Genomic DNA, 19,787 nt, shown 5'->3' with positions numbered 1-19,787 from the left:
AATCCTGAAGTATCGTCTTCTGATGTTGGAACCAATGTACCGTCACAGTTATCTTCTGCCGTTGCAGCACCTGCATCTCCCATTGTGCACTCAAAACGTGCATCTGCCGGTAATGTAAGTACTGGCGCAGTCTCATCATAGATCGTGATCGTTTGAGAACAAGTTGCAGTCAATCCTACTCCATCTTCAGCCTGCCAAGTCCTGGTAATTGTTCCAAATCCACAACCATCTAAATCTTCTACTGTACTTAATACCGTTACTTCTGGTGTACTACAATTGTCATTCGCTGACGGCGTATCCCAAACAATTTCGGCAGGACATTCAATTGATTTATCGTCTGCACAACTAATGGTTGGCGGCAAATCATCTACATTTACAGTAACTATAGCATCATCGCTATTACTACATCCATTTTCATCTTCATATGTATAAGTTACAGTATAATCATCTGGAGCTAATCCTGTACCATCAAATAATCCACTTGCAGAAACATGATCACCACTCCAAGTTCCACCTGGAGGTGAAGCTGTTAACTGAACTTCAGTATCTAAACATTCTAAAGAAGCATTATTAGCCGTAACTGTCGGCAAAGGATTTACCACTAGAGTATCGAAAGCCGCTCCTTTTGATTCACATCCATTAGGACTGAAGACTACAACATAATAATCTCCTGCATCACTCAAGTCAGCATTACTAATCATTAGTGTTTCAGTTGCAACATCTACGTCTTCTAAAAGCATCCCTCCATTATCTGGATCTCCTTTCCACCATTGAAATGTGTAAGGGTTTGGAAGCACTTGAGACGGGTTCATAATTTCCATATCTCCTTGAAAAACGGTTGCAACCAATTGCGCATCATCACCAACACAAACAGGATCTGAACTAACAGTAGCCGTAGGTTCTAAATTAAATTGCCCTCCTGTAAAATCTTTAAGTTTAGCCGTTATTTCTTTAGATGATCTTGTTTCTAATAGCCAACCTGCTCCACAAATTGCTTCAGGATTATTGATTAGATCGAATACATCTGTTAAGTCTACAACGCCTTCATAAAATTCATTATAATCATAAGTTGTTTGTCCAGGCTTTACATTACCTAACCATGGTGTTGGTACATCCGGATTACCATCGTTATTTATAGCTACTTGAGTATCCAATGGTAATTCATCAAAGTGTTGATCTTCAACATAATTACCTGTAACACCATTTGGGTCTACCCATTGTAATACAGTAACCGATGCAAATCTACCACCAGCACTAAAATCACTCATTATTAATAAATCACCAATAGCATGCTTTGGCTCTAAATACATATCGCCATCAACAGTTACTGGTGCAGAGCCATCTAAATAGAACCAAAACCCAATTTGGGCCACTCCATTATTAGACTCCCTATCTCCTGCAAAAAACAGATAGGTTTTATTTTCAAGATAAATAAAACTACTCTCACAATCTTCATCAGGTAATACATTTGAAAGCACTACTGCCGCAGCATTCATAATATCCCCTTTAGATAGAACAGATGTATAAGTCCATTGGTTTCCATCTGGCCCATAATCGATAATATCCTTGGCCCCAGTATGCCACGCATTATCTTGATTACCAGTTCTAACATCGGCTACATATTGAAAAGTAGGTTCTGTAGCCAATACAGGAGAACCCCATTCAGTAGTATTACCATCTATACATGGTACTACCTGTGCCTGCAAAGTATTTGCAGCCAATAAAAAAAGCATAACAACGGCTAAACCGGTTATACTTTTAATTTGCTTCCTTAGTAAACTAAGACAGCATGCAATCAAATTTAAAGAGGTCTCACTCTTTGATTTTTGGGTAAAATTGTACATTAACATAACATTTTTGTTTAATTAATAAATTAAAAACCATGTTACATAAATAGAATGTATAACAAGTATTAAAATTGTATTTGTTCAATACAACCTATATTGTTATTAAATTTTGGTAAGATTGAGGGCATCTTTAATCCTGCTATTAATCAAATATGCTCATACATAAATAAGAAAGGAAAACGTAAATTGTAGAAAAGAGGGCACATCAAATGTAGATAAATTATGTATGCATAAAAAATGTGAATTTCAACTTTTAGATTATCCGCTTTGTTTTTTAGACTATCGACATCATTTTCTCTCAATTCATCAAATTTTTAGATAACCCACCTCATTTATACGATAAACAGTATTTTTTTAGTAAAAAGTCAATCACCAAACCTCTGAAATCACCTTATTTTATTGATTATCTGAGTAATAAGGTGATTTATTACCCTGTAATAACCTTGGGTTTAATTTCAAAAACTAAAGAGCCATAACTAGGCAGAGCCACGAGGAATTCCTTAGATTAAATATTATTCCAGAAACTGACCCATATGCTAAACTTGTTAAAAAGTTACAAGTAAATATGCCGTGCTTTAAACTATTGTTAAAAATTAACAATGGCGTATATTATTATATACTTTTACCAAAATTTGAAATCAAAGAATGAAAAAAATAGTTTTTATAAGTTGTGCTATAGCCCTATTAGGTTGTAAAGAACAAATTAAACCAGATTATGCCATAATTTCTGGAACCATTTCCAACAGACTGCCAAACGAATTAACCATAAATACTTACGACCAAAGTTATAGAGAGGTTATAAACGTTTCGGAAGATGGCAGCTTTAAAGATACACTTGGCACCGATAGGTCGAGCTATATATTATTTGATGGAAAAAACCCGGTGTTTTTGCATGTTGAACCAGGCTACGAATTGAATATTAATTATAATGCTCAAGACTTCAACAATTCTCTGCAAATTTCGGGCGATGGTGCGGAAATATCCAAGTACCTTTCAGAAAAAAGAAAATTGGAACAAAAGCTTTTTGGCAATGCCAAAGTAACTTATACACTTGATGAAGCCAGTTATAAAAATAAAATGAATTCAATAAAAGATGAACAAGTTTCGTTATTGAAAAGTTTTAATGGCATACCAGAAAATTTTGTTGTTAAGGAAATAAAGAATATAAACTATAATTACCTCAGACTCCTAAGTATTTACGAGCAGGCATATAGACAATTAGCCCAAAAGCCAGACTTTAATGCGTCTACAGGCTTTTTAGACGAATTAGACCATATTGATTATAATAATATAGAGGATTTTGAATTTTCAATCCATTATAAATCTTTAGTTGCTAGATTCTACAAAAAAAAGGCAGACAGCCTTTCAATAGACGAAGAGGTTTCCAACGATATTGCTCACCTTAAAACCCTTGCCAATATTGATAATGAAATCATTAAAAATGGACTTTTGTTTGATTTTGCTAACTATAATATGGTTAGAAGCGCTGATGTCGATGCATTTTATAAATTGTTCAGTGATAATTCAACCGACGAAAGCAATAACAAGCTCATAAAAGAAAAATACAACAAAATAACAGCGTTAAATGTTGGAAAACGCTCCCCCGAATTTGTAGATTATAAAAATTATAAGGGTGGCACAACTTCTTTAAATGATTTAAAAGGAAAATACCTTTACATTGATGTTTGGGCCACTTGGTGTGGACCATGTGTTAGGGAAATTCCGGCTCTAAAAAAAGTTGAAGAACAATACCATGATAAGAATATTGAATTTGTGAGTATTTCAATTGACAAAGAATCAGATTTTGAAAAATGGAAAACCATGGTGAGCGACCGGGAATTAAAAGGAGTGCAACTGTTTGCAGATAGAGATTGGAATTCTTCTTTTGTTAAAGACTACGGCATACAAGGTATCCCTAGATTTATTCTTTTAGACCCAGAAGGGAAGATTGTAAACACGAATGCCCCGCGCCCATCAGACCCCGCATTAATTGATTTATTCAGTGAATTGAAAATTTAAGTTTATTGTCATGATAAACTTGGTTTTTCTTATTGAATTTTACTTTTTTTAGATTCGAAACGAGTTCAGTAAGACGAGGCAACTTACAATTTGCCACCCTGAACTTGTTTCAGGGTCTTGAAATTCTAGCGTTTTAAAAGAGAGGAAAGACTATTCAACCTTCGTCTTCCTTATTTTCTTGAGATTGTGGATGCTCGGGCTGTTTAAACAAATCGATAAACGCTTTGCCTAAATAATCAATAATATGACTAGCCACCAGACTATTGTAGCCAAAATCTTCAAAAGCAATATCAGCAGACCTTCCGTGCAGGTAAACCCCAAAAATGCTGGCAACTACTGGGTGGTAACCCTGTGAAATAAGACCGGTTATAATTCCCGTTAAAACATCGCCGCTACCTGCTGTGGCCATTCCAGGATTTCCAGTAGTATTGATATAAAGTTTTTCATCAAAAACAGTTATGGTATGGGCGCCTTTAATCACAACAATAACGTTGTGTTTTTTTGAAAAGGTCTTCACTTTTTCAAGTTTGTCAAAATCATCGTCCCATTTACCAATTAACCGCTCTAACTCCTTAGGGTGTGGAGTCATAACTGCTGGCACTTCAGATAATAATTTTAGCAGTTTCTTGTTCTTGGCTATTATATTTAAACCATCAGCATCAATGACCAATGGCACTTTATTCGACTTTAAAAAAGATTCAAATGCAGTTTGGGTTTTATCATTAAGCCCTACTCCTACTCCAAACGCTATAACCGTCGGAGCCATATCGAATTGGATATTGGTTATTTTTTCTTCATCGCTATCCGTTATAACCATGGCTTCCGGAAAAGAAGTTTGTAAAACTTGATATCCGCATTTGGGAACATAGGCTGAGACCAAGCCAGCTCCAGCCGAAAGTATTGCTCTACTGGCCAAGGTTACCGCACCTATTTTTCCGTAGCTACCTCCAATAACCAAAGCATGTCCAAATTGTCCTTTGTGTGCATATTTTTCACGTGGCACATAATTAGGCAATACTTCATGTTTTCCAATAAGTTCGGCTTCCGTTTCGGTAGTGAACAAAAATTCTTGGTCTAAACCAATATCCAAAACCTCCCATTGCACACTATATTTTGCCGTTTCCGGTAGAAAGAACACCAATTTTGGTGAGGCAAAACTTAAGGTAAAACCCGCCCAAACCACTGCGTCATCATCCTCAACAGGTTCATCGGTAAAAAGGCCCGATGGAATATCTATCGACAAAGTAAATGCCTTCGTTTTTCTAAAATGCATAAAAAGGGCTTTAACCCAATTATGCACAGGACGGTTTAGCCCGATTCCAAAAACGCCATCAACAATAATATCTTCAGGTTGTATTTTTGGAAATTTATCTCCATCCTTTAAAAGTGTTGGCCATTCTTTGGTAACATTTTTTATGCGGTCGTAATTAATCAAAAAATCTTTTGATCGTTTATCGCTATAATTAACCACATAGGTTTTTACATTATAACCATGCGTAACCAAATGCCTGGCAATCACCAAACCGTCGCCACCGTTATTGCCAATACCACAAAAAACGTGAATAGGAACTTGAGCCCCTTGCATACGCGTATGCAGCCAATTGAAAATTTGAGTGCCAGCACGTTCCATTAAATCGGTGGATGAAATATTTTGCTTTTCGGCAGTTAACTTATCGCCTTTATAAATTTGCTCTCTTGAAAAGATTTTCATTTTTTAAATCGTTTATAGATTTTTCAATTCTTCTGGCGGTTTATCATTTTTTTTTCGTGAAATACCCAACTCTATAAGAATACCGTAAAAAGAATGTTTTTGTTTTTTTATTAGCCTAAAAGTAATACTTTTGGAGAGTTATATATAACAACAATGACTTATTTAAACCAAAATACAACAAGATTAGTTTCTTTTTCTTCAAAAGGAATCACTACTTTTTTTGGTGCAACAACAAATATTACAACCCTTTGGGGTTGCTAGTTATATATTCTTCAGGCTATCTTTGTAATTTCGATAATTACAATATTTTCAATTATTTTTTAATTATTCAACGCATTAAAACATGAAAGTTTTAAAATTTGGAGGAACTTCGGTAGGTTCTTCAAACAACATAAATAACGTAATAAATATTTTAGAGAACTACGGTAAAAACGACAACATAGCGTGTGTGGTTTCTGCCGTTGGTGGTATTACAGATAAATTGCTTTTGGCCGGGAAACAGGCACAAAATAAAGATAATGCCTTTAAGGAAACGTTCAAAATCATTAAAGAAATTCATTTTAGCATTATAAAAGAGCTAAATCCCTCTGGCAGCGAAACGATTATCAACTACGTTGAAGAAAGGCTAAATTCACTAAAAAATTTATTGGAAGGCATCTACCTAATCAATGAGCTATCGCCTAAAACATCTGATAAATTGGTGAGTTATGGTGAACGGATATCATCGTTTATTATAGCGGAAACGATGAAAAACAGAGGGTTGTCTGCCGGTAGGAAAAATTCCCAAGAATTGATAGTTACCAATTCCAATTTCACAAAAGCAGAAGTTGACTATGAAATAACCAATAAAAACATTCAAGAGTATTTTAAATCGGCTCCGCAAAAAATTACAATTCTTCCTGGGTTTGTTTCAAAATCCAAATCTGGAGAACAAACCACGTTAGGCCGTGGCGGTTCAGATTTTACCGCTGCCATAATTGCTGCAGCTTTAAAAGTAGAACAGCTTGAAATTTGGACAGACGTTAGCGGCATGTTTACTACCAACCCTAAATTGGTTAAACAGGCCTACCCTATTGAAAAAATATCTTACCAAGAAGCGATGGAACTTTCGCATTTTGGTGCCAAAGTATTATACCCGCCAACGGTTCAGCCGGTATTGACATTGGGTATTCCAATTCATATTAAAAACACTCTGGAGCCTGATGCTGTTGGTACCATTATTTCTAACGACCCAGTGAATGCCAATGGACCTGTTAAAGGCATTAGCAACATCAATAATATAGCATTACTGACATTGCAAGGTAGCGGTATGGTGGGAATCCCTGGTTTTTCAAAGCGGTTATTCGAGACCTTGTCTCAGGAAAAAATCAATGTTATTTTAATTACCCAAGCCTCGTCAGAGCATTCTATTTGTCTGGGCATTGAAGCTAAAGATGCCGAATTGGCTAAAACAGCAATCGATGATGTTTTTGAAAACGAAATAGCCTTACATAAAATCGACCCTATAATTGTTGAAACTGGTCTGTCTATTATTGCTTTGGTTGGCGATAACATGAAAAACCACCAAGGTATAAGCGGTAAAATGTTTAGCAGTTTAGGTAAAAACAATATTAATATTAGAGCGATAGCCCAAGGTGCTTCAGAAAAGAATATTTCAGCAGTTATTCTAGAAAGTGATGTAAAAAAAGCACTCAACACCTTACACGAACAGTTTTTCGAAACCAAAACAAAGCAACTTAATGTGTTTATCACTGGAGTTGGAAATGTTGGTGAACGATTGGTTGAACAAATAAAGCAACAGAAAAAATACCTTAAAGACAACTTGAAAATAAAGCTTCGTGTTGTTGGTTTATCCAATTCACGAAAAATGATTTTTAATGAGGATGGCATTGATTTAAAAGATTGGAAAGACCAACTATCTAATGGCGAACAAGCCTCGCTTCAAGGTTTTTTCGATAAAGCCAAATCGCTAAATTTACGTAACAGTATATTTGTTGATGTAACTGCCAATAAAGATGTTGCCGATTTATATGCACAATACCTAAAGGAAAGTATTGGTATTGTAGCCTGTAACAAAATTGCATGTTCAAGTGATTTTGAAAACTACGGCTTGTTAAAACGCTTATCGCTAGAATACAATGCGCCTTTACTGTTTGAAACCAATGTAGGTGCTGGTTTACCAATAATCGACACATTGAACAACCTAATAGCTTCTGGCGATGAAGTGAATTCAATACACGCGGTTCTTTCCGGAAGTTTAAATTTTGTTTTCAATAACTTTAACGATAAAACTAAGTTCTATGATGTGGTTAAGCAAGCTGGAGTTGAAGGGTATACCGAGCCAGACCCGCGAATTGATTTGAGTGGTGTTGATGTGGCCAGAAAAATTTTAATTCTTGCTAGAGAAAGTGGGGTCAAAATGAATTTAGAGGATATAGAAAACATATCATTTTTATCGGAGGCTGGATTAAAAAGTGATACCGTTGATAATTTTTATGAGACATTAATTGCAGATGAGGCACATTACCAAAGTCTTTATGCTTCAGCAAAAGCAAAGAATTGTCAATTAAAATATGTGGCGAAATTTGATAACGGTAAAGCAAGCGTTAGCCTGCAAGAAATTCCAGAAGGCCATCCATTCTATAATTTAGAAGGCAGTGACAACATTGTAATGTTTTACACCAAACGTTATGCACAGCAGCCTATGATTATTAAAGGTGCTGGTGCTGGTGCAGACGTTACGGCATCGGGTTTATTTGCTGATATTATTAGAATTGGAAACGATTAATTGATCGAAAAAAATGACATTGTACAAAAAAAGTTCCAGTTACTGTTCTAGCGCAGCCGAGAATTATTTAATAGACAAAATGAACGAAATAAAAATATTTTCACCTGCTACCGTTGCCAATGTGGCCTGCGGATTCGATGTTTTAGGCTTTTGCTTGGATAGTGTAGGTGACGAAATGGTAATTCGTAAAATAGATAAAAAAGGAATTTTCATTGCCCATATTGAAGGCTTCGATTTACCGTACGAAACTAAAAAAAACGTGGCAGGTGTATCGGCTTTGGCCATGTATGAAACACTTGATGTTGATTTTGGCTTTGAAATAGAAATATACAAAAACATTAAACCCGGAAGTGGCATTGGTAGTAGTGCTGCGAGTGCCGTGGGAAGTGTTTTTGGAATGAACGAACTTTTAGGAAGGCCGTTCAACAAAACACAATTAACGGAATTTGCTATAAAAGGGGAAGCTTTGGCCAGTAAATGTGAGCATGCCGATAATTTAGCTCCTGCCCTTTTTGGTGGCTTTACTTTGGTGAAAAGTGTTTCGCCGCTAAAGATTTTAGAAATTCCATGTCCAGATGATTTATATGCCACTATTATTCATCCGCAAATTGAAATAAAAACATCTGAAGCGCGTGCTGTTTTACCGAAAGATGTTCCGTTAAATGATGCCATCACGCAATGGTCTAACTTAGGCAGTTTGGTTCATGGTCTCCACACCAATGATTATGATTTAATTAAAGATTCATTGCAAGATGTTATTATCGAACCGCACAGAAGCAAACTTATTCCGTATTATAACGAAGTAAAGAATGAGGTTTTGGCTGCAGGAGCATTAGGAGCGTGCATATCAGGATCAGGACCTTCTATTTTTACGTTAAATAAGGGATTGGAAACATCTAAAAAAGTGGCGAATGCCATGAAAAAAGTGTACCAAAATACAAATATTGAATTTGATATTCATATTTCTAAGATCAACACCCAAGGTATTAAAATAATTTAGTAAATATTCGTCATTAGGAGGAGGTACGACGTAATATCCTATCCAAGTTAAACAGATTGCCACAGCAAATAAAAATTTGCTTCGCAATGACATAAAATTGAAATTGCAATTTAAAATGAATTACTATAGTTTAAACAAACAAGCCCCAAACACATCATTTAAAAATGCTGTAATTAAAGGTTTAGCTCCAGATAAAGGTTTATACTTTCCTGAGCGCATAACGCCCTTGCCAAAAGAATTTTTCGATAATATTGATAACCTGTCATATTCAGAGTTGGCCTATGAAGCCATAAAACAATTTGTAGTGCCCGAAATTCCAGAGGCTGTTTTAAAAACTATTGTTGAGGAAACACTGTCTTTTGATTTTCCTGTCGTGAAGCTAAACGATAACATTTCCACATTAGAACTGTTCCATGGTCCCACTATGGCTTTTAAAGATGTTGGTGCCCGTTTTATGGCACGTTGCCTAGGCTATTTCAATAAGAATAACAATAAAGAAGTGACCGTTTTAGTGGCTACATCTGGTGATACCGGCGGTGCAGTAGCGAATGGTTTTTTAGGTGTAAAAGGAGTCAATGTTGTTATTCTTTATCCAAGCGGAAAAGTTAGTGAGATTCAAGAAAAGCAATTAACCACACTAGGACAAAATATCAAAGCCCTAGAAGTTAATGGTACTTTTGATGATTGTCAGGTTATGGTTAAAACGGCATTTTTAGATGAAAGTTTAACCGACAAAATGCAATTAACGTCTGCTAACTCTATTAATGTGGCACGTTGGTTGCCGCAATTGTTCTATTTCATGTTTGCCTATAAGCAACTACATAACCAATATGAAGATATTGTGTTTTCAGTGCCAAGCGGCAATTTTGGTAACATATGTGCCGGAATGATGGCGCAACAACTGGGCTTACCAATCAAGCATTTTGTGGCATCAAACAACGTTAACAATGTGGTGACGCGATATTTAATTTCGCAATTGTATGAACCAAAACCTTCCATACAAACCATAAGTAATGCGATGGATGTTGGGGCGCCGAGCAATTTTATTCGCATCCAAGAAATCTATAAAAACAATTTTGACACCTTAAAAGAAAATATATCGTCTTACAGTTTTACTGACGAAGAAACAAAAGCTGCTATGCTTGAGGTTTTCAATAATTACAATTATGTTGCCGACCCTCACGGTGCTGTTGGCTATTTGGGGTGTAAATCCTATTTGTCTGATAGACCAGGAGCCCATTGCGTGTTTTTAGAAACAGCACACCCCACCAAATTTTTAGATGTTGTTGAGGAAGTGATTAAGGAAGAACAGCCTCTTCCAGAACAAATTCAATCTGTTATGGGGCAAGAAAAAGCATCGGTAGTCATTTCTACCTATGATGACTTGAAGCGTTATTTGCTTAAATAAATCGTAGTTCTACATAAATAAAAATCCCCTTAAATTTAAGGGGATTTTAAGTCCAAACTAAAATTTAATAGCTATTTAAGCTATCAATAGTTTCCTAATCAATTTATTTGTTTGGCTATCAATCAGTAAAATCAAAAAGGAAGTCTTTATGCTTTGGAGCAAATTATTTTTTTATGAAGATATTGGTGTAAAACCATTTACCTTCTTCATTTTTTTCTGCCGATATATCAAAATTGGTAAAATCGCCTTCTAAATTATTTTTATGGGATTCACTTTTTAGCCATGCTCTAACTACCGATTCAGCTGAAGTATAACCGTAAGCCACATTTTCCGCTACCTTTATTGCACCGGCATTGGCCTTTAAGTAATTACTACGGGTAAAAAAATTATGGTGCGAAACTTCACCGCTATCTACCATGTAATCGGTATGGCTAAAAGCTACAGATTTCACTATACTCATATCCTCTAAAGGATTCAAACCTTTCGATAAACGATGGTCGTTGATTAAATTTAAAGCTTCTAATTCGATTGACTTAGCTTGTTGTGAAACAAGTTCGAGCTCTATTTCCGCAGCCTTGTCGTCCAAATTGTTTGTTGAACATGAGGCAAAGAATAATAAGGCCAATAATGCCAACATGGGCAATTTGATTGGTAACTTCATTAGGTTAAGCTATTTTAGATTTGGGATTATAAAACTAAGTGCCTTACCTAAGAAAATATGTTAATGAAATGTTAAAATCGATTAAAAACATGTGTTTTGTCGATTTTTATAGTTTTTAATCGATAAAACGTAGTTTGTTAGTAGGAGATAGATTTCAATATATTATGGTGCCAAGCGATCTATTTGCCAATTGTAGTCCTCAAGCAGTTTATAACGCAGCCGATCGTGAAGCCTATTAGGTCTTCCTTGCCAGAATTCAATTTCCACAGGTTTAACGATATAGCCTCCCCAATGTAGTGGTCTAGGTATTTCTTTACCTTCAAACTTCTTTTCTAAATGAGATAGTTCGTTCTCCAGATATGACCTATCTTTCACTACATCACTTTGGTTGGATACCAAGGCCCCTAACTGGCTTCCTCTGGGCCGAGATTCGAAATAACCATCACTTAAATTTTCTGCAATTTTTTCGGCCTTACCTTTAATAATGACTTGCCTTTCTGCACTGTGCCAAAAAAACGATAGACATACATTCGGGTCTGCATCAATCGCCTTTCCTTTTTCACTTTTATAATTGGTGTAGAATATAAAACCTTCATAAGTGAATTTTTTAAGTAAAACAACCCTGCTTTTAGGGTAACCATCCACACCTAAAGTTGCTATCGTCATAGCATTAACTTCAATGTCAGCAAAATGCGCTTCAACCTCGTAAAACCATTTTTGAAATAGTTCCAATGGGTTTTCTGGCACCTCAGAAAGCAGTAATTCCGCCTTTTCGTATGACTTTCTGTAGTTACTTAAATCCTTTTCCATAACTACAAATTAACAAAAAAATAGTAAGCTATATAGTAGCGCTTTTATGAATTCATTATTTTTTATTAATCCAACCAAATGTTATTAAATTTGTAGAGCGCACTTATTTCACCAACTTAAAACACCATAAATTAGAAATGCCTTTTGATTGGGAGATGTAAAATCTGTTATGAGAAAATTTTTGATTATTATGGTGAAGATGCTCAAATTGGTTAAATTTCCAATAGGGTCAATTCGTATTCCATTAACCCACAATCCTGGTATTTGGTTGACCGAGTTCACAAAACGGGGATAAAACGGGGTGATTTTATATTACAATAAAATGATGTAGTTCTTTAAAAGAGGGAATTGAATGGACATTGGCCAAACAAGATAAAAAGTAAAGTTTAAAACTCAAAAGTCTTACCGTCTTCTGCCAATTCAACATTTTCAAAAATTTCCTGGGCTTCTTGCTTAAAGTGTTTTAAACTATCATACCTAGTGGAATAATGACCAAGCACCAAGGTGCCCACATTTGCTTTTTGGGCAATTAAAGCAGCTTCTTTTGCTGTAGAATGCTTTGTTTTTACTGCAAGATGTGCATGTTGTTCTAAAAAAGTAGATTCATGGTATAATACATCGGTGTTTTGTATTAAAGGCACAATATCTTCCTTGAACATCGTATCGCTACAAAATGCATAACTTTTTGGTTTAGGTCCTGCTTTGGTTACCGTTTCGTTTTTTATGAGTTTACCCTCTTCGTTTTCAACATCAAAACCTTGGGTAAGTTTCCTGTAATATGCTACATCGATTTTTGCGTTTTCTGCAGCTTTTACATTAAGTTTTCTTAGTCGCGCTTTTTCTTTAAACAAATAACCATTTGTATAAACTCTATGGTTCAAGGGTATGGTGCGAACTTCAACCTTGTCATCTTCAAAAATGAGTTCGGAAGTTTTTGATGTCAGTTCGTGAAATATTAAATTATAGTTGGTCCAAGAATCAGCCAACTTCATTTGAAGTGTTATAACTTCTTTTATGCCTTTGGGTCCATAAATATGTAAATCGGTTTCACGAGTTAACAATCTGAACGTTGAAATCAATCCCACCAAGCCAAAAAAGTGGTCACCATGCAAATGTGAAATAAAAATATGCTTAATGCGGTTAAACTTAATTTTATGCTTACGTAATTGAACTTGTGTGCCTTCCCCGCAATCAATTAAAAACATGTGGTTATTAATTTCTAAAACCTGTGATGTAGTATTGTTTAAAGCTCGAGGGGTGGCACTATAACAGCCTAAAATGGATAGTTTCATATATTAAAGCCGTATATAATTTAATGAATCCTGTATGGTGAATTTACTTTTAAATGTGAAGGCATATGGTGTTTCACCGTGATTATTCAAATACTCCAATCGTTCTTTTGCCTCTTGAAAAGTGGGCCTGTAACCTTCCGGGGTATACCAAAATGCCATATGCAGCATTTGCACCTTATGAAACCATTCCTTTTTACGCTTAAAAACTTCAATATGGTTGGATTGATACGTGTAATTAAATAAAGATTCCTGATCTTTCCAAACCGACATATTTATTAAGAGGGAATCGTCTTGAAAAGCTTGGGCGGCTTCATCTTTATCTTCGTCTTTTAATCGCCATATGAAACCTTCACTATGGTCGGCTATTCCATTAATTCGTTCTACATTGTTTACAAAATCTTGCATAATGGGGTCATCCATAGGCGCCAAACGTTTAGCAATATTTACTTGTGCAAGATGATAACTGCTCATATTAAAACCCTAAATCGCGCTCCATTTCTTCCATTTCAATAATATCATGCGCTTCTTGAATGGTGGGAACTACAACAATTTCGTCAGGAACAACATCTAAATCTATCTTATCCGTAACGATAACAAAAGTTTTTTTTGCCCTCCGATGCTTATTAGAAATTTGCAAAAATTCTACAATATCACTTAATACTAAAGGCTTTAAAGAAGTTAAAACAACCATAATGTTGTCGTTTTTGACTTTGGTATAACTCTCTTGAAGTTTTTTAACTAGTTCTACAACCGTAGCTTTTTCTTGCGTGATTATAGATAGATTTCCGTTTTGATCTAAAATCATAATCTACTGTTTTATTTTTGATGCCAACAAATAGATAACCGCCATCCTAACAGCCACACCGTTTTGTACTTGATCTAGGATAATGGATTGTTTTGAATCGGCTACATCACTGGTAATTTCCACACCTCTATTTATCGGCCCTGGGTGCATAATGGTAATTTCTTTATCCAAAGAATCCAACAGCTCTTTACTTACCCCAAACTGTTGGGTGTACTCACGAGTTGATGGAAAGTAACTAATATCCATACGTTCGTTTTGCACTCGTAACATATTAGCTACATCGCACCAATTTAAGGCTTTACGTAAGCTAGTTTCAACTTTTACTCCAAGTTTATCGATGTATTTCGGCAACAATGTTTTTGGTCCGCAAACCATAACTTCTGCACCCTGTAGCTGTAGAGCGAAGATATTGGAAAGCGCTACCCTACTGTGTAAAATATCGCCAACGATAACTACTTTTTTACCAGCTACATCTCCCAGTTTTTCGCGTATGGAATACGAATCCAATAAAGCCTGTGTAGGGTGCTCATGAGCGCCGTCTCCAGCATTTATAATTCGGGCTTTGATATGTTTAGATAAAAATACACCGGCACCTGGATTGGGGTGACGCATCACAACCATATCCACTTTCATGGATAAGATATTGTTTACCGTATCTATAAGTGTTTCTCCTTTTTTTACTGATGATTGGCTAGAGGAAAAATTGAGAACATCGGCCGATAAACGTTTTTCAGCTAACTCGAACGATAATTTGGTTCGGGTTGAATTTTCAAAAAAAAGGTTGGCAATGGTAATGTCTCGTAGCGAAGGTACTTTTTTAATGGGTCTATTAATCACTTCCTTAAAGTGATCGGCAGTTTCAAAAATAAGTTGGATATCTTGTTGGTTAAGATATTTTATCCCTAATAAGTGATTTACACTTAATTCGCTCATTGGTTATTATTTTTCTATTAAGTAAACCGAGTCTTCATTGTCATGTTCTTCCCAGTTTACTTTTACTTTTTCTTCATTAATTACATCTACCTGGCGTCCTTTATAATTGGGCTGTATGGGTAAATGCCTGCTAAAACGTCGGTCTATGAGTGTTAATAGCTCAATTTCGTTGGGTCTTCCGAAAGATTGAATAGCTGTTAAAGCTGCCCTGATGCTTCGGCCGGTATATAACACATCGTCAATAAAAACAATGTTTTTGTCTTCTACCAAAAAGTTGATTTTTGTCTTGTTGGCCTCAAGGATTTTTTCTCCCCTTCTAAAGTCGTCTCTAAAAAAGGTGATGTCCAAATAACCTAACTGCACATTTTTTACTTTGTAATCTTCTTTTAATATTTTGGCCAACCTATCTGCTAAAAACACGCCACGAGGCTGCAATCCTATTAAAACTGTGTTAGAAAAGTCGTTGTGTTTTTCAATAAGTTGACAAGCCAAACGGTGAAGAATGATGTTTACCTCTTTTGCGTTAAGTAAAACTTTTTGACTCATATTTAATCCAAACGTATCTGGAAGACAAAGGTAATGCAAAAAAATAGAAGTTGAAACCATAACCACTAAACTTTATTTTAACTTTTAGCTAAGTTGATTGGCTCCGCATTTATAATATAGAACAAAAAAAGCCCCGCAGAAATGCGGGGCTTTTGAGATTATAAATTCAGGAAAATTATTTCTTCTTTCCGTCCATTTTATCTTTAAGTGCTTGCAAAGCGTCGTTAGCATCACCTAAAGTTGGTTTTGCTTCTGCAGCAGCAGCTTCCGCCTTTCTAGCAGCTTGTTTTACAATCTTAGCTTCTTCTTCTCTAAAGACAGCAGTATGAGAAGCTACAACGCGCTTAAATTCTTTATTGAATTCAATCACTTTAAACTCAGCTTTCTCTCCTTTTTTAAGTTTGTTACCATCTTCTTTTTCTAAGTGACGTGATGGTACAAAAGCAACGATATCTTCGTTAAACTCTACTGTAGCACCTTTATCAACGATCTCCGAAATTTCAGCTTCATGAGTTGTATTTAAAGCGAACTCAGTTTCATATTTATCCCAAGGATTTTCAGTAGTTTGCTTGTGACCTAAACTTAGTTTACGTCCTTCTACATCCAACTCAAGAACAACTACATCTAACTTATCGCCTACGTTACAGAACTCAGATGGGTGCTTGATTTTCTTAGTCCAAGATAAATCAGAAATGTAAATCAATCCGTCAATACCTTCTTCTAATTCAACAAAAACACCAAAGTTTGTAAAGTTACGTACAATTCCAGTGTGCTTAGAAGCAACAGGGTATTTAGCCGTAATATCAGTCCATGGATCTGGCGTTAATTGCTTAATACCAAGAGACATTTTACGATCTTCTCTATCTAAAGTTAAGATAACCGCTTCAACTTCGTCTCCAACAGAAACGAAATCTTGAGCAGAACGTAAGTGTGTTGACCAAGACATTTCAGAAACGTGAATTAATCCTTCAACTCCATCAGCAACCTCGATAAATGCACCGTAATCCGCAATTACAACCACTTTACCTTTTACTTTGTCACCAACTTTCACCTCATCAGCAAGTGCTTCCCATGGGTGTTTGCTCAATTGTTTTAAACCTAATTGGATTCTTGATTTATCTTCATCAAAATCAAGGATTACCACGTTAAGTTTTTGGTCTAATTCAACAATTTCGTTCGGGTGGTTAATTCTAGACCAAGAAAGATCTGTAATATGTACCAATCCGTCAACGCCACCAAGATCGATAAATACACCGTAAGACGTAATGTTTTTAACAACACCTTCTAGTACTTGACCTTTTTCTAATTGACCAATAATTTCTTTCTTTTGTTCTTCTATATCGGCTTCGATAAGTGCTTTGTGCGAAACAACTACGTTTTTGAACTCGTGGTTGATTTTCACCACCTTGAATTCCATAGTTTTGTTTACGTACTGATCGTAATCTCTAATTGGCTTAACATCAATTTGAGAACCTGGTAAGAATGCTTCAATTCCAAAAACATCTACAATCATACCTCCTTTAGTTCTGCATTTTACAAAACCGTTTACGATTTCGCCAGTTTCGTGTGCTTTGTTTACACGATCCCAAGCTTTGATTACACGCGCTTTTCTGTGAGATAATACCAATTGACCTGTAGCATCTTCGCGTACATCAATTAATACTTCTACCTTATCGCCTACTTTTAAATCTGGATTGTAGCGAAACTCGTTTAAAGAAATAACACCTTCAGATTTTGCATTGATGTCGATAATGGCATCGCGATCTGTAATGTGTACTACTTCACCAGTTACCACTTCGTCATCCAAAGTGTCAACAAAGTTCTCTGCTACTAATTTTTCAAATTCTTGTAATTGTTTGTCGTCAACCTCATCAATACCTTCTTGGTAGTTGTGCCAGTTAAACTCTTTTAAGAATTTTTCAGGATTTGCTTGTGCTTCAGATACTACTGGAGCTTCAGCCGTTTTTACTTCAGTTGCCTCAGTTGCTTCAACTTCAGCTTGTTTTTCGTTTTCAGCCATTTATGCTAATTACTTGAATGTTTTTACAAATTCCTGTCTTTGCAGGAAGGTAATTACATTACGATTTGTATTCTGTATGCTTCGGAAGAATTAAGCGTTTAACACACAGAAGTGTTATAAATTTGTTTTTAAACCATTCCTTTTATCTTTCCGATTTCGCTAAAAGGAGTGCAAAAATACATATTTTCAATTAATTAACCCAATCTGAATAAATAATTTTAAACCACCAGGTTCTTATAAAATAAATATGTGATTGGAAAGTGTTTTTTAGGGTTGGTTTTTCTTATATTTATCTAGTAAAAAAATAAAAATTAATAACTATGACAGTAAAAGCAAAATATCAAGACGTATTGGATTTAGGCGAAAAACTTAACATTGCAGACGGAAAAGTTGAAGAAGACAACGGAAAACTAAAGGTTTGGGGTACCGCAAAAAACCAATATGAAAAAAACCTGCTTTGGGATAAAATTAAGGAAGTAGGAGGCGAAAGCCCTAGCGATATCATGGCCGATATTAAAGTAGCCGACACCTCAGTTTATGCCAGGCACACCGTAAAAAGTGGCGAAACTTTAGGTAAAATTGCCAAACAGTATTATGGTAATCCTGCAAAGTATCAGGATATTTTCAAGGCCAATTCTGATATTTTAAAGAATCCAGACCTTATTTACCCAGACCAAGAGTTGATTATTCCGAATTTATAAGAAAGCATAAATTTCAATACAAAGCGAAACTCTTCATTGGGTTTCGCTTTTTTATTTGGCAATATTAAAAGACGTCATTCTGAATCTATCGACTTAAGCCCGTATCAAGACAGGCTTGTGAAGGAATCTTTTCAATTCAAGTTGTTATCATGAGATTGCTTCGTGCCCCAAAATGATGGCGCTTTAGGCTTTTTAGAAATTCACTTTTTTTCCTAACTGAAAAGCCACTCTTTATGGAAACACCTAAAATTAGCTAATAAAACTTGAATAGTCCGGTTTTTAAAACAGCTATTTTCATGGGTTCTAGGCTATTCTAGCCAACGTAAAGATAAAAAGCAATTCCAATTCATTTTATCAGTTGATAAGCGAAGTTAGAATTCTACGACTAAAAAAGATGTATTTTCTTATAAAAGTTAATATAGAGTTTTCAACAATTTAGAAAACAACCCAATATTTATTAAATTTAAGGGAAAACTCTTTTACGTGATGCCAGTAAATATACAACAGCAATTATTAAAACAGCGAGATAAACATACCACGGAAACTGATATTTTACAGCAGGTGCAGCGTGTTTTGGCTGAGGATGCGGAACACGAAAACCACATAGAGAATGCTTTGGCTGGTCAAAGCACACCCACAGAAACCAATGCCTTTCAAATTGATTTGCTGGAACCCCATAGGATTTTCCATATCGACGATATCAAAAAAATATGCATCATCTACCGTTTACGGTTTTTAGATAGCGAATTGTTTAAAGGCGCTATACCCCACCAAGCCATTAGCATCATTAAGCAACTGGAAAAAGACCACCATTGCAAATTAGGTGGTTTTAAAATGATGGCACCCAGTAAACTATATAGGCTGGAAAATTACGACGACCCCTTACTATTTGCGCCCATTGGGAATGGATACTACTATTTAATACATAAGTGGGGTAACGATTTAAGTGTTTGGCGTAAATGGCTCATGTATCCGTTTAGAAACCTGGATACTATTATTATCAGTACGGTTTTAGCGGCGTTTCTATTGGCCTTGAGCTTTCCTGAAAGTTATTTCCATCCCGATTATAAGACCACCCAGTTTATCTTTTTATGCTTCTTTTGGTTTAAGGTGATTGGGTTCTGCCTTATTCTCTTTGGGGTAAGCCGCGGCAAGAATTTTAATTCGGCGATATGGGACAGTCGGTTTGTGAATCGTTAAGTGTTTGTCATGGCGAAGACATATCTCATAATTACACCAATACCGG

At 35.7% G+C, this 19,787-nt stretch carries 16 protein-coding genes; 6 read left to right on the top strand and 10 right to left on the bottom strand.

What is annotated here, in order from left to right; translation table 11 throughout:
• A partial coding sequence (locus tag ACIEHO_RS15720; RefSeq protein WP_406973475.1) for an HYR-like domain-containing protein occupies positions 1 to 1,733 on the bottom strand: 1,733 nt, incomplete at its 3' end.
• Positions 1,734 to 2,492: 759 nt separating this feature from the next.
• Here ACIEHO_RS15720 and ACIEHO_RS15715 point away from each other — a divergent pair.
• A complete protein-coding gene (locus ACIEHO_RS15715) occupies positions 2,493 to 3,866 on the top strand; it encodes a TlpA family protein disulfide reductase (protein ID WP_406973473.1) in 1,374 nt (457 codons plus the stop codon).
• A gap of 154 nt (positions 3,867 to 4,020) precedes the next feature.
• Here the strand turns inward: ACIEHO_RS15715 and ACIEHO_RS15710 are convergent, their stop codons facing one another.
• On the bottom strand, positions 4,021 to 5,577 hold the full coding sequence (locus tag ACIEHO_RS15710; protein WP_406973471.1) for an NAD(P)H-hydrate dehydratase: 1,557 nt from the start codon (positions 5,575 to 5,577) through the stop codon (positions 4,021 to 4,023).
• Positions 5,578 to 5,920: 343 nt separating this feature from the next.
• On the opposite strand from ACIEHO_RS15710, the gene thrA reads away from it, so the two are divergent.
• The 3 genes from thrA to thrC all read left to right on the top strand — a co-directional run bounded on the left by thrA (position 5,921) and on the right by thrC (position 10,773).
• The gene (gene thrA, locus ACIEHO_RS15705) at positions 5,921 to 8,365 is read left to right on the top strand and encodes a bifunctional aspartate kinase/homoserine dehydrogenase I (RefSeq protein WP_406973469.1); all 2,445 of its coding nucleotides are present in this window, start codon (positions 5,921 to 5,923) and stop codon (positions 8,363 to 8,365) included.
• A gap of 79 nt (positions 8,366 to 8,444) precedes the next feature.
• The gene (locus ACIEHO_RS15700; protein WP_406973467.1) at positions 8,445 to 9,365 is read left to right on the top strand and encodes a homoserine kinase; all 921 of its coding nucleotides are present in this window, start codon (positions 8,445 to 8,447) and stop codon (positions 9,363 to 9,365) included.
• Positions 9,366 to 9,480: 115 nt separating this feature from the next.
• Positions 9,481 to 10,773: a threonine synthase gene (gene thrC / locus ACIEHO_RS15695; RefSeq protein ID WP_406973465.1), complete on the top strand. Its 1,293-nt coding sequence runs from the start codon at positions 9,481 to 9,483 to the stop codon at positions 10,771 to 10,773.
• A gap of 163 nt (positions 10,774 to 10,936) precedes the next feature.
• Here thrC and ACIEHO_RS15690 read toward each other — a convergent pair whose 3' ends face one another.
• From ACIEHO_RS15690 to rpsA, 8 genes are all read right to left on the bottom strand, one after another.
• The gene (locus ACIEHO_RS15690) at positions 10,937 to 11,434 is read right to left on the bottom strand and encodes a CAP domain-containing protein (RefSeq protein WP_406973463.1); all 498 of its coding nucleotides are present in this window, start codon (positions 11,432 to 11,434) and stop codon (positions 10,937 to 10,939) included.
• 162 nt (positions 11,435 to 11,596) lie between these two features.
• A complete protein-coding gene (pdxH, locus tag ACIEHO_RS15685) occupies positions 11,597 to 12,244 on the bottom strand; it encodes a pyridoxamine 5'-phosphate oxidase (protein WP_406973461.1) in 648 nt (215 codons plus the stop codon).
• 386 nt (positions 12,245 to 12,630) lie between these two features.
• Positions 12,631 to 13,536, bottom strand: coding sequence for a ribonuclease Z (locus tag ACIEHO_RS15680; RefSeq protein ID WP_406973459.1), 906 nt, complete (start codon positions 13,534 to 13,536; stop codon positions 12,631 to 12,633).
• 3 nt (positions 13,537 to 13,539) lie between these two features.
• The gene (locus ACIEHO_RS15675; protein WP_406973457.1) at positions 13,540 to 14,007 is read right to left on the bottom strand and encodes a DUF3291 domain-containing protein; all 468 of its coding nucleotides are present in this window, start codon (positions 14,005 to 14,007) and stop codon (positions 13,540 to 13,542) included.
• Position 14,008: 1 nt separating this feature from the next.
• Positions 14,009 to 14,341: a ribonuclease Z gene (locus ACIEHO_RS15670; protein ID WP_406973455.1), complete on the bottom strand. Its 333-nt coding sequence runs from the start codon at positions 14,339 to 14,341 to the stop codon at positions 14,009 to 14,011.
• A 3-nt stretch (positions 14,342 to 14,344) separates the two neighbouring features.
• Positions 14,345 to 15,274, bottom strand: a complete 930-nt coding sequence (locus ACIEHO_RS15665; RefSeq protein WP_406973453.1) for an aspartate carbamoyltransferase catalytic subunit — start codon at positions 15,272 to 15,274, stop codon at positions 14,345 to 14,347.
• A gap of 6 nt (positions 15,275 to 15,280) precedes the next feature.
• Entirely contained in the window at positions 15,281 to 15,820 is a 540-nt protein-coding gene (pyrR, locus tag ACIEHO_RS15660; RefSeq protein ID WP_406973451.1) for a bifunctional pyr operon transcriptional regulator/uracil phosphoribosyltransferase PyrR, read from the bottom strand.
• A gap of 175 nt (positions 15,821 to 15,995) precedes the next feature.
• A complete protein-coding gene (gene rpsA, locus ACIEHO_RS15655) occupies positions 15,996 to 17,840 on the bottom strand; it encodes a 30S ribosomal protein S1 (protein WP_406973449.1) in 1,845 nt (614 codons plus the stop codon).
• 320 nt (positions 17,841 to 18,160) lie between these two features.
• Between rpsA and ACIEHO_RS15650 the strand changes: the two genes are divergently transcribed.
• Together ACIEHO_RS15650 and ACIEHO_RS15645 are read left to right on the top strand one after the other, a co-directional pair.
• Positions 18,161 to 18,541: a LysM peptidoglycan-binding domain-containing protein gene (locus ACIEHO_RS15650; protein WP_406973447.1), complete on the top strand. Its 381-nt coding sequence runs from the start codon at positions 18,161 to 18,163 to the stop codon at positions 18,539 to 18,541.
• A 486-nt stretch (positions 18,542 to 19,027) separates the two neighbouring features.
• Positions 19,028 to 19,741, top strand: coding sequence for a hypothetical protein (locus ACIEHO_RS15645; protein ID WP_406973445.1), 714 nt, complete (start codon positions 19,028 to 19,030; stop codon positions 19,739 to 19,741).
• The last annotated feature ends 46 nt before the right edge of the window (positions 19,742 to 19,787 follow it).

The organism is Flavisericum labens (assembly GCF_045446075.1).
GTDB lineage: Bacteria > Bacteroidota > Bacteroidia > Flavobacteriales > Flavobacteriaceae > Flavisericum > Flavisericum labens.
This window is presented reverse-complemented; position numbering and strand designations above follow the sequence as displayed.

Excerpts from the sequence above, each read along its gene's own strand:
- rpsA (WP_406973449.1), bottom strand. The coding sequence starts at position 17,840 with ATGGCTGAAAACGAAAAACAAGCTGAAGTTGAAGCAACTGAGGCAACT.
- ACIEHO_RS15650 (WP_406973447.1), top strand. The coding sequence starts at position 18,161 with ATGACAGTAAAAGCAAAATATCAAGACGTATTGGATTTAGGCGAAAAA.
- ACIEHO_RS15715 (WP_406973473.1), top strand. The coding sequence starts at position 2,493 with ATGAAAAAAATAGTTTTTATAAGTTGTGCTATAGCCCTATTAGGTTGT.
- ACIEHO_RS15710 (WP_406973471.1), bottom strand. The coding sequence starts at position 5,577 with ATGAAAATCTTTTCAAGAGAGCAAATTTATAAAGGCGATAAGTTAACT.
- pdxH (WP_406973461.1), bottom strand. The coding sequence starts at position 12,244 with ATGGAAAAGGATTTAAGTAACTACAGAAAGTCATACGAAAAGGCGGAA.
- ACIEHO_RS15670 (WP_406973455.1), bottom strand. The coding sequence starts at position 14,341 with ATGATTTTAGATCAAAACGGAAATCTATCTATAATCACGCAAGAAAAA.
- pyrR (WP_406973451.1), bottom strand. The coding sequence starts at position 15,820 with ATGAGTCAAAAAGTTTTACTTAACGCAAAAGAGGTAAACATCATTCTT.
- ACIEHO_RS15675 (WP_406973457.1), bottom strand. The coding sequence starts at position 14,007 with ATGAGCAGTTATCATCTTGCACAAGTAAATATTGCTAAACGTTTGGCG.
- ACIEHO_RS15690 (WP_406973463.1), bottom strand. The coding sequence starts at position 11,434 with ATGAAGTTACCAATCAAATTGCCCATGTTGGCATTATTGGCCTTATTA.
- ACIEHO_RS15665 (WP_406973453.1), bottom strand. The coding sequence starts at position 15,274 with ATGAGCGAATTAAGTGTAAATCACTTATTAGGGATAAAATATCTTAAC.
- thrA (WP_406973469.1), top strand. The coding sequence starts at position 5,921 with ATGAAAGTTTTAAAATTTGGAGGAACTTCGGTAGGTTCTTCAAACAAC.
- thrC (WP_406973465.1), top strand. The coding sequence starts at position 9,481 with ATGAATTACTATAGTTTAAACAAACAAGCCCCAAACACATCATTTAAA.
- ACIEHO_RS15680 (WP_406973459.1), bottom strand. The coding sequence starts at position 13,536 with ATGAAACTATCCATTTTAGGCTGTTATAGTGCCACCCCTCGAGCTTTA.
- ACIEHO_RS15700 (WP_406973467.1), top strand. The coding sequence starts at position 8,445 with ATGAACGAAATAAAAATATTTTCACCTGCTACCGTTGCCAATGTGGCC.
- ACIEHO_RS15645 (WP_406973445.1), top strand. The coding sequence starts at position 19,028 with ATGCCAGTAAATATACAACAGCAATTATTAAAACAGCGAGATAAACAT.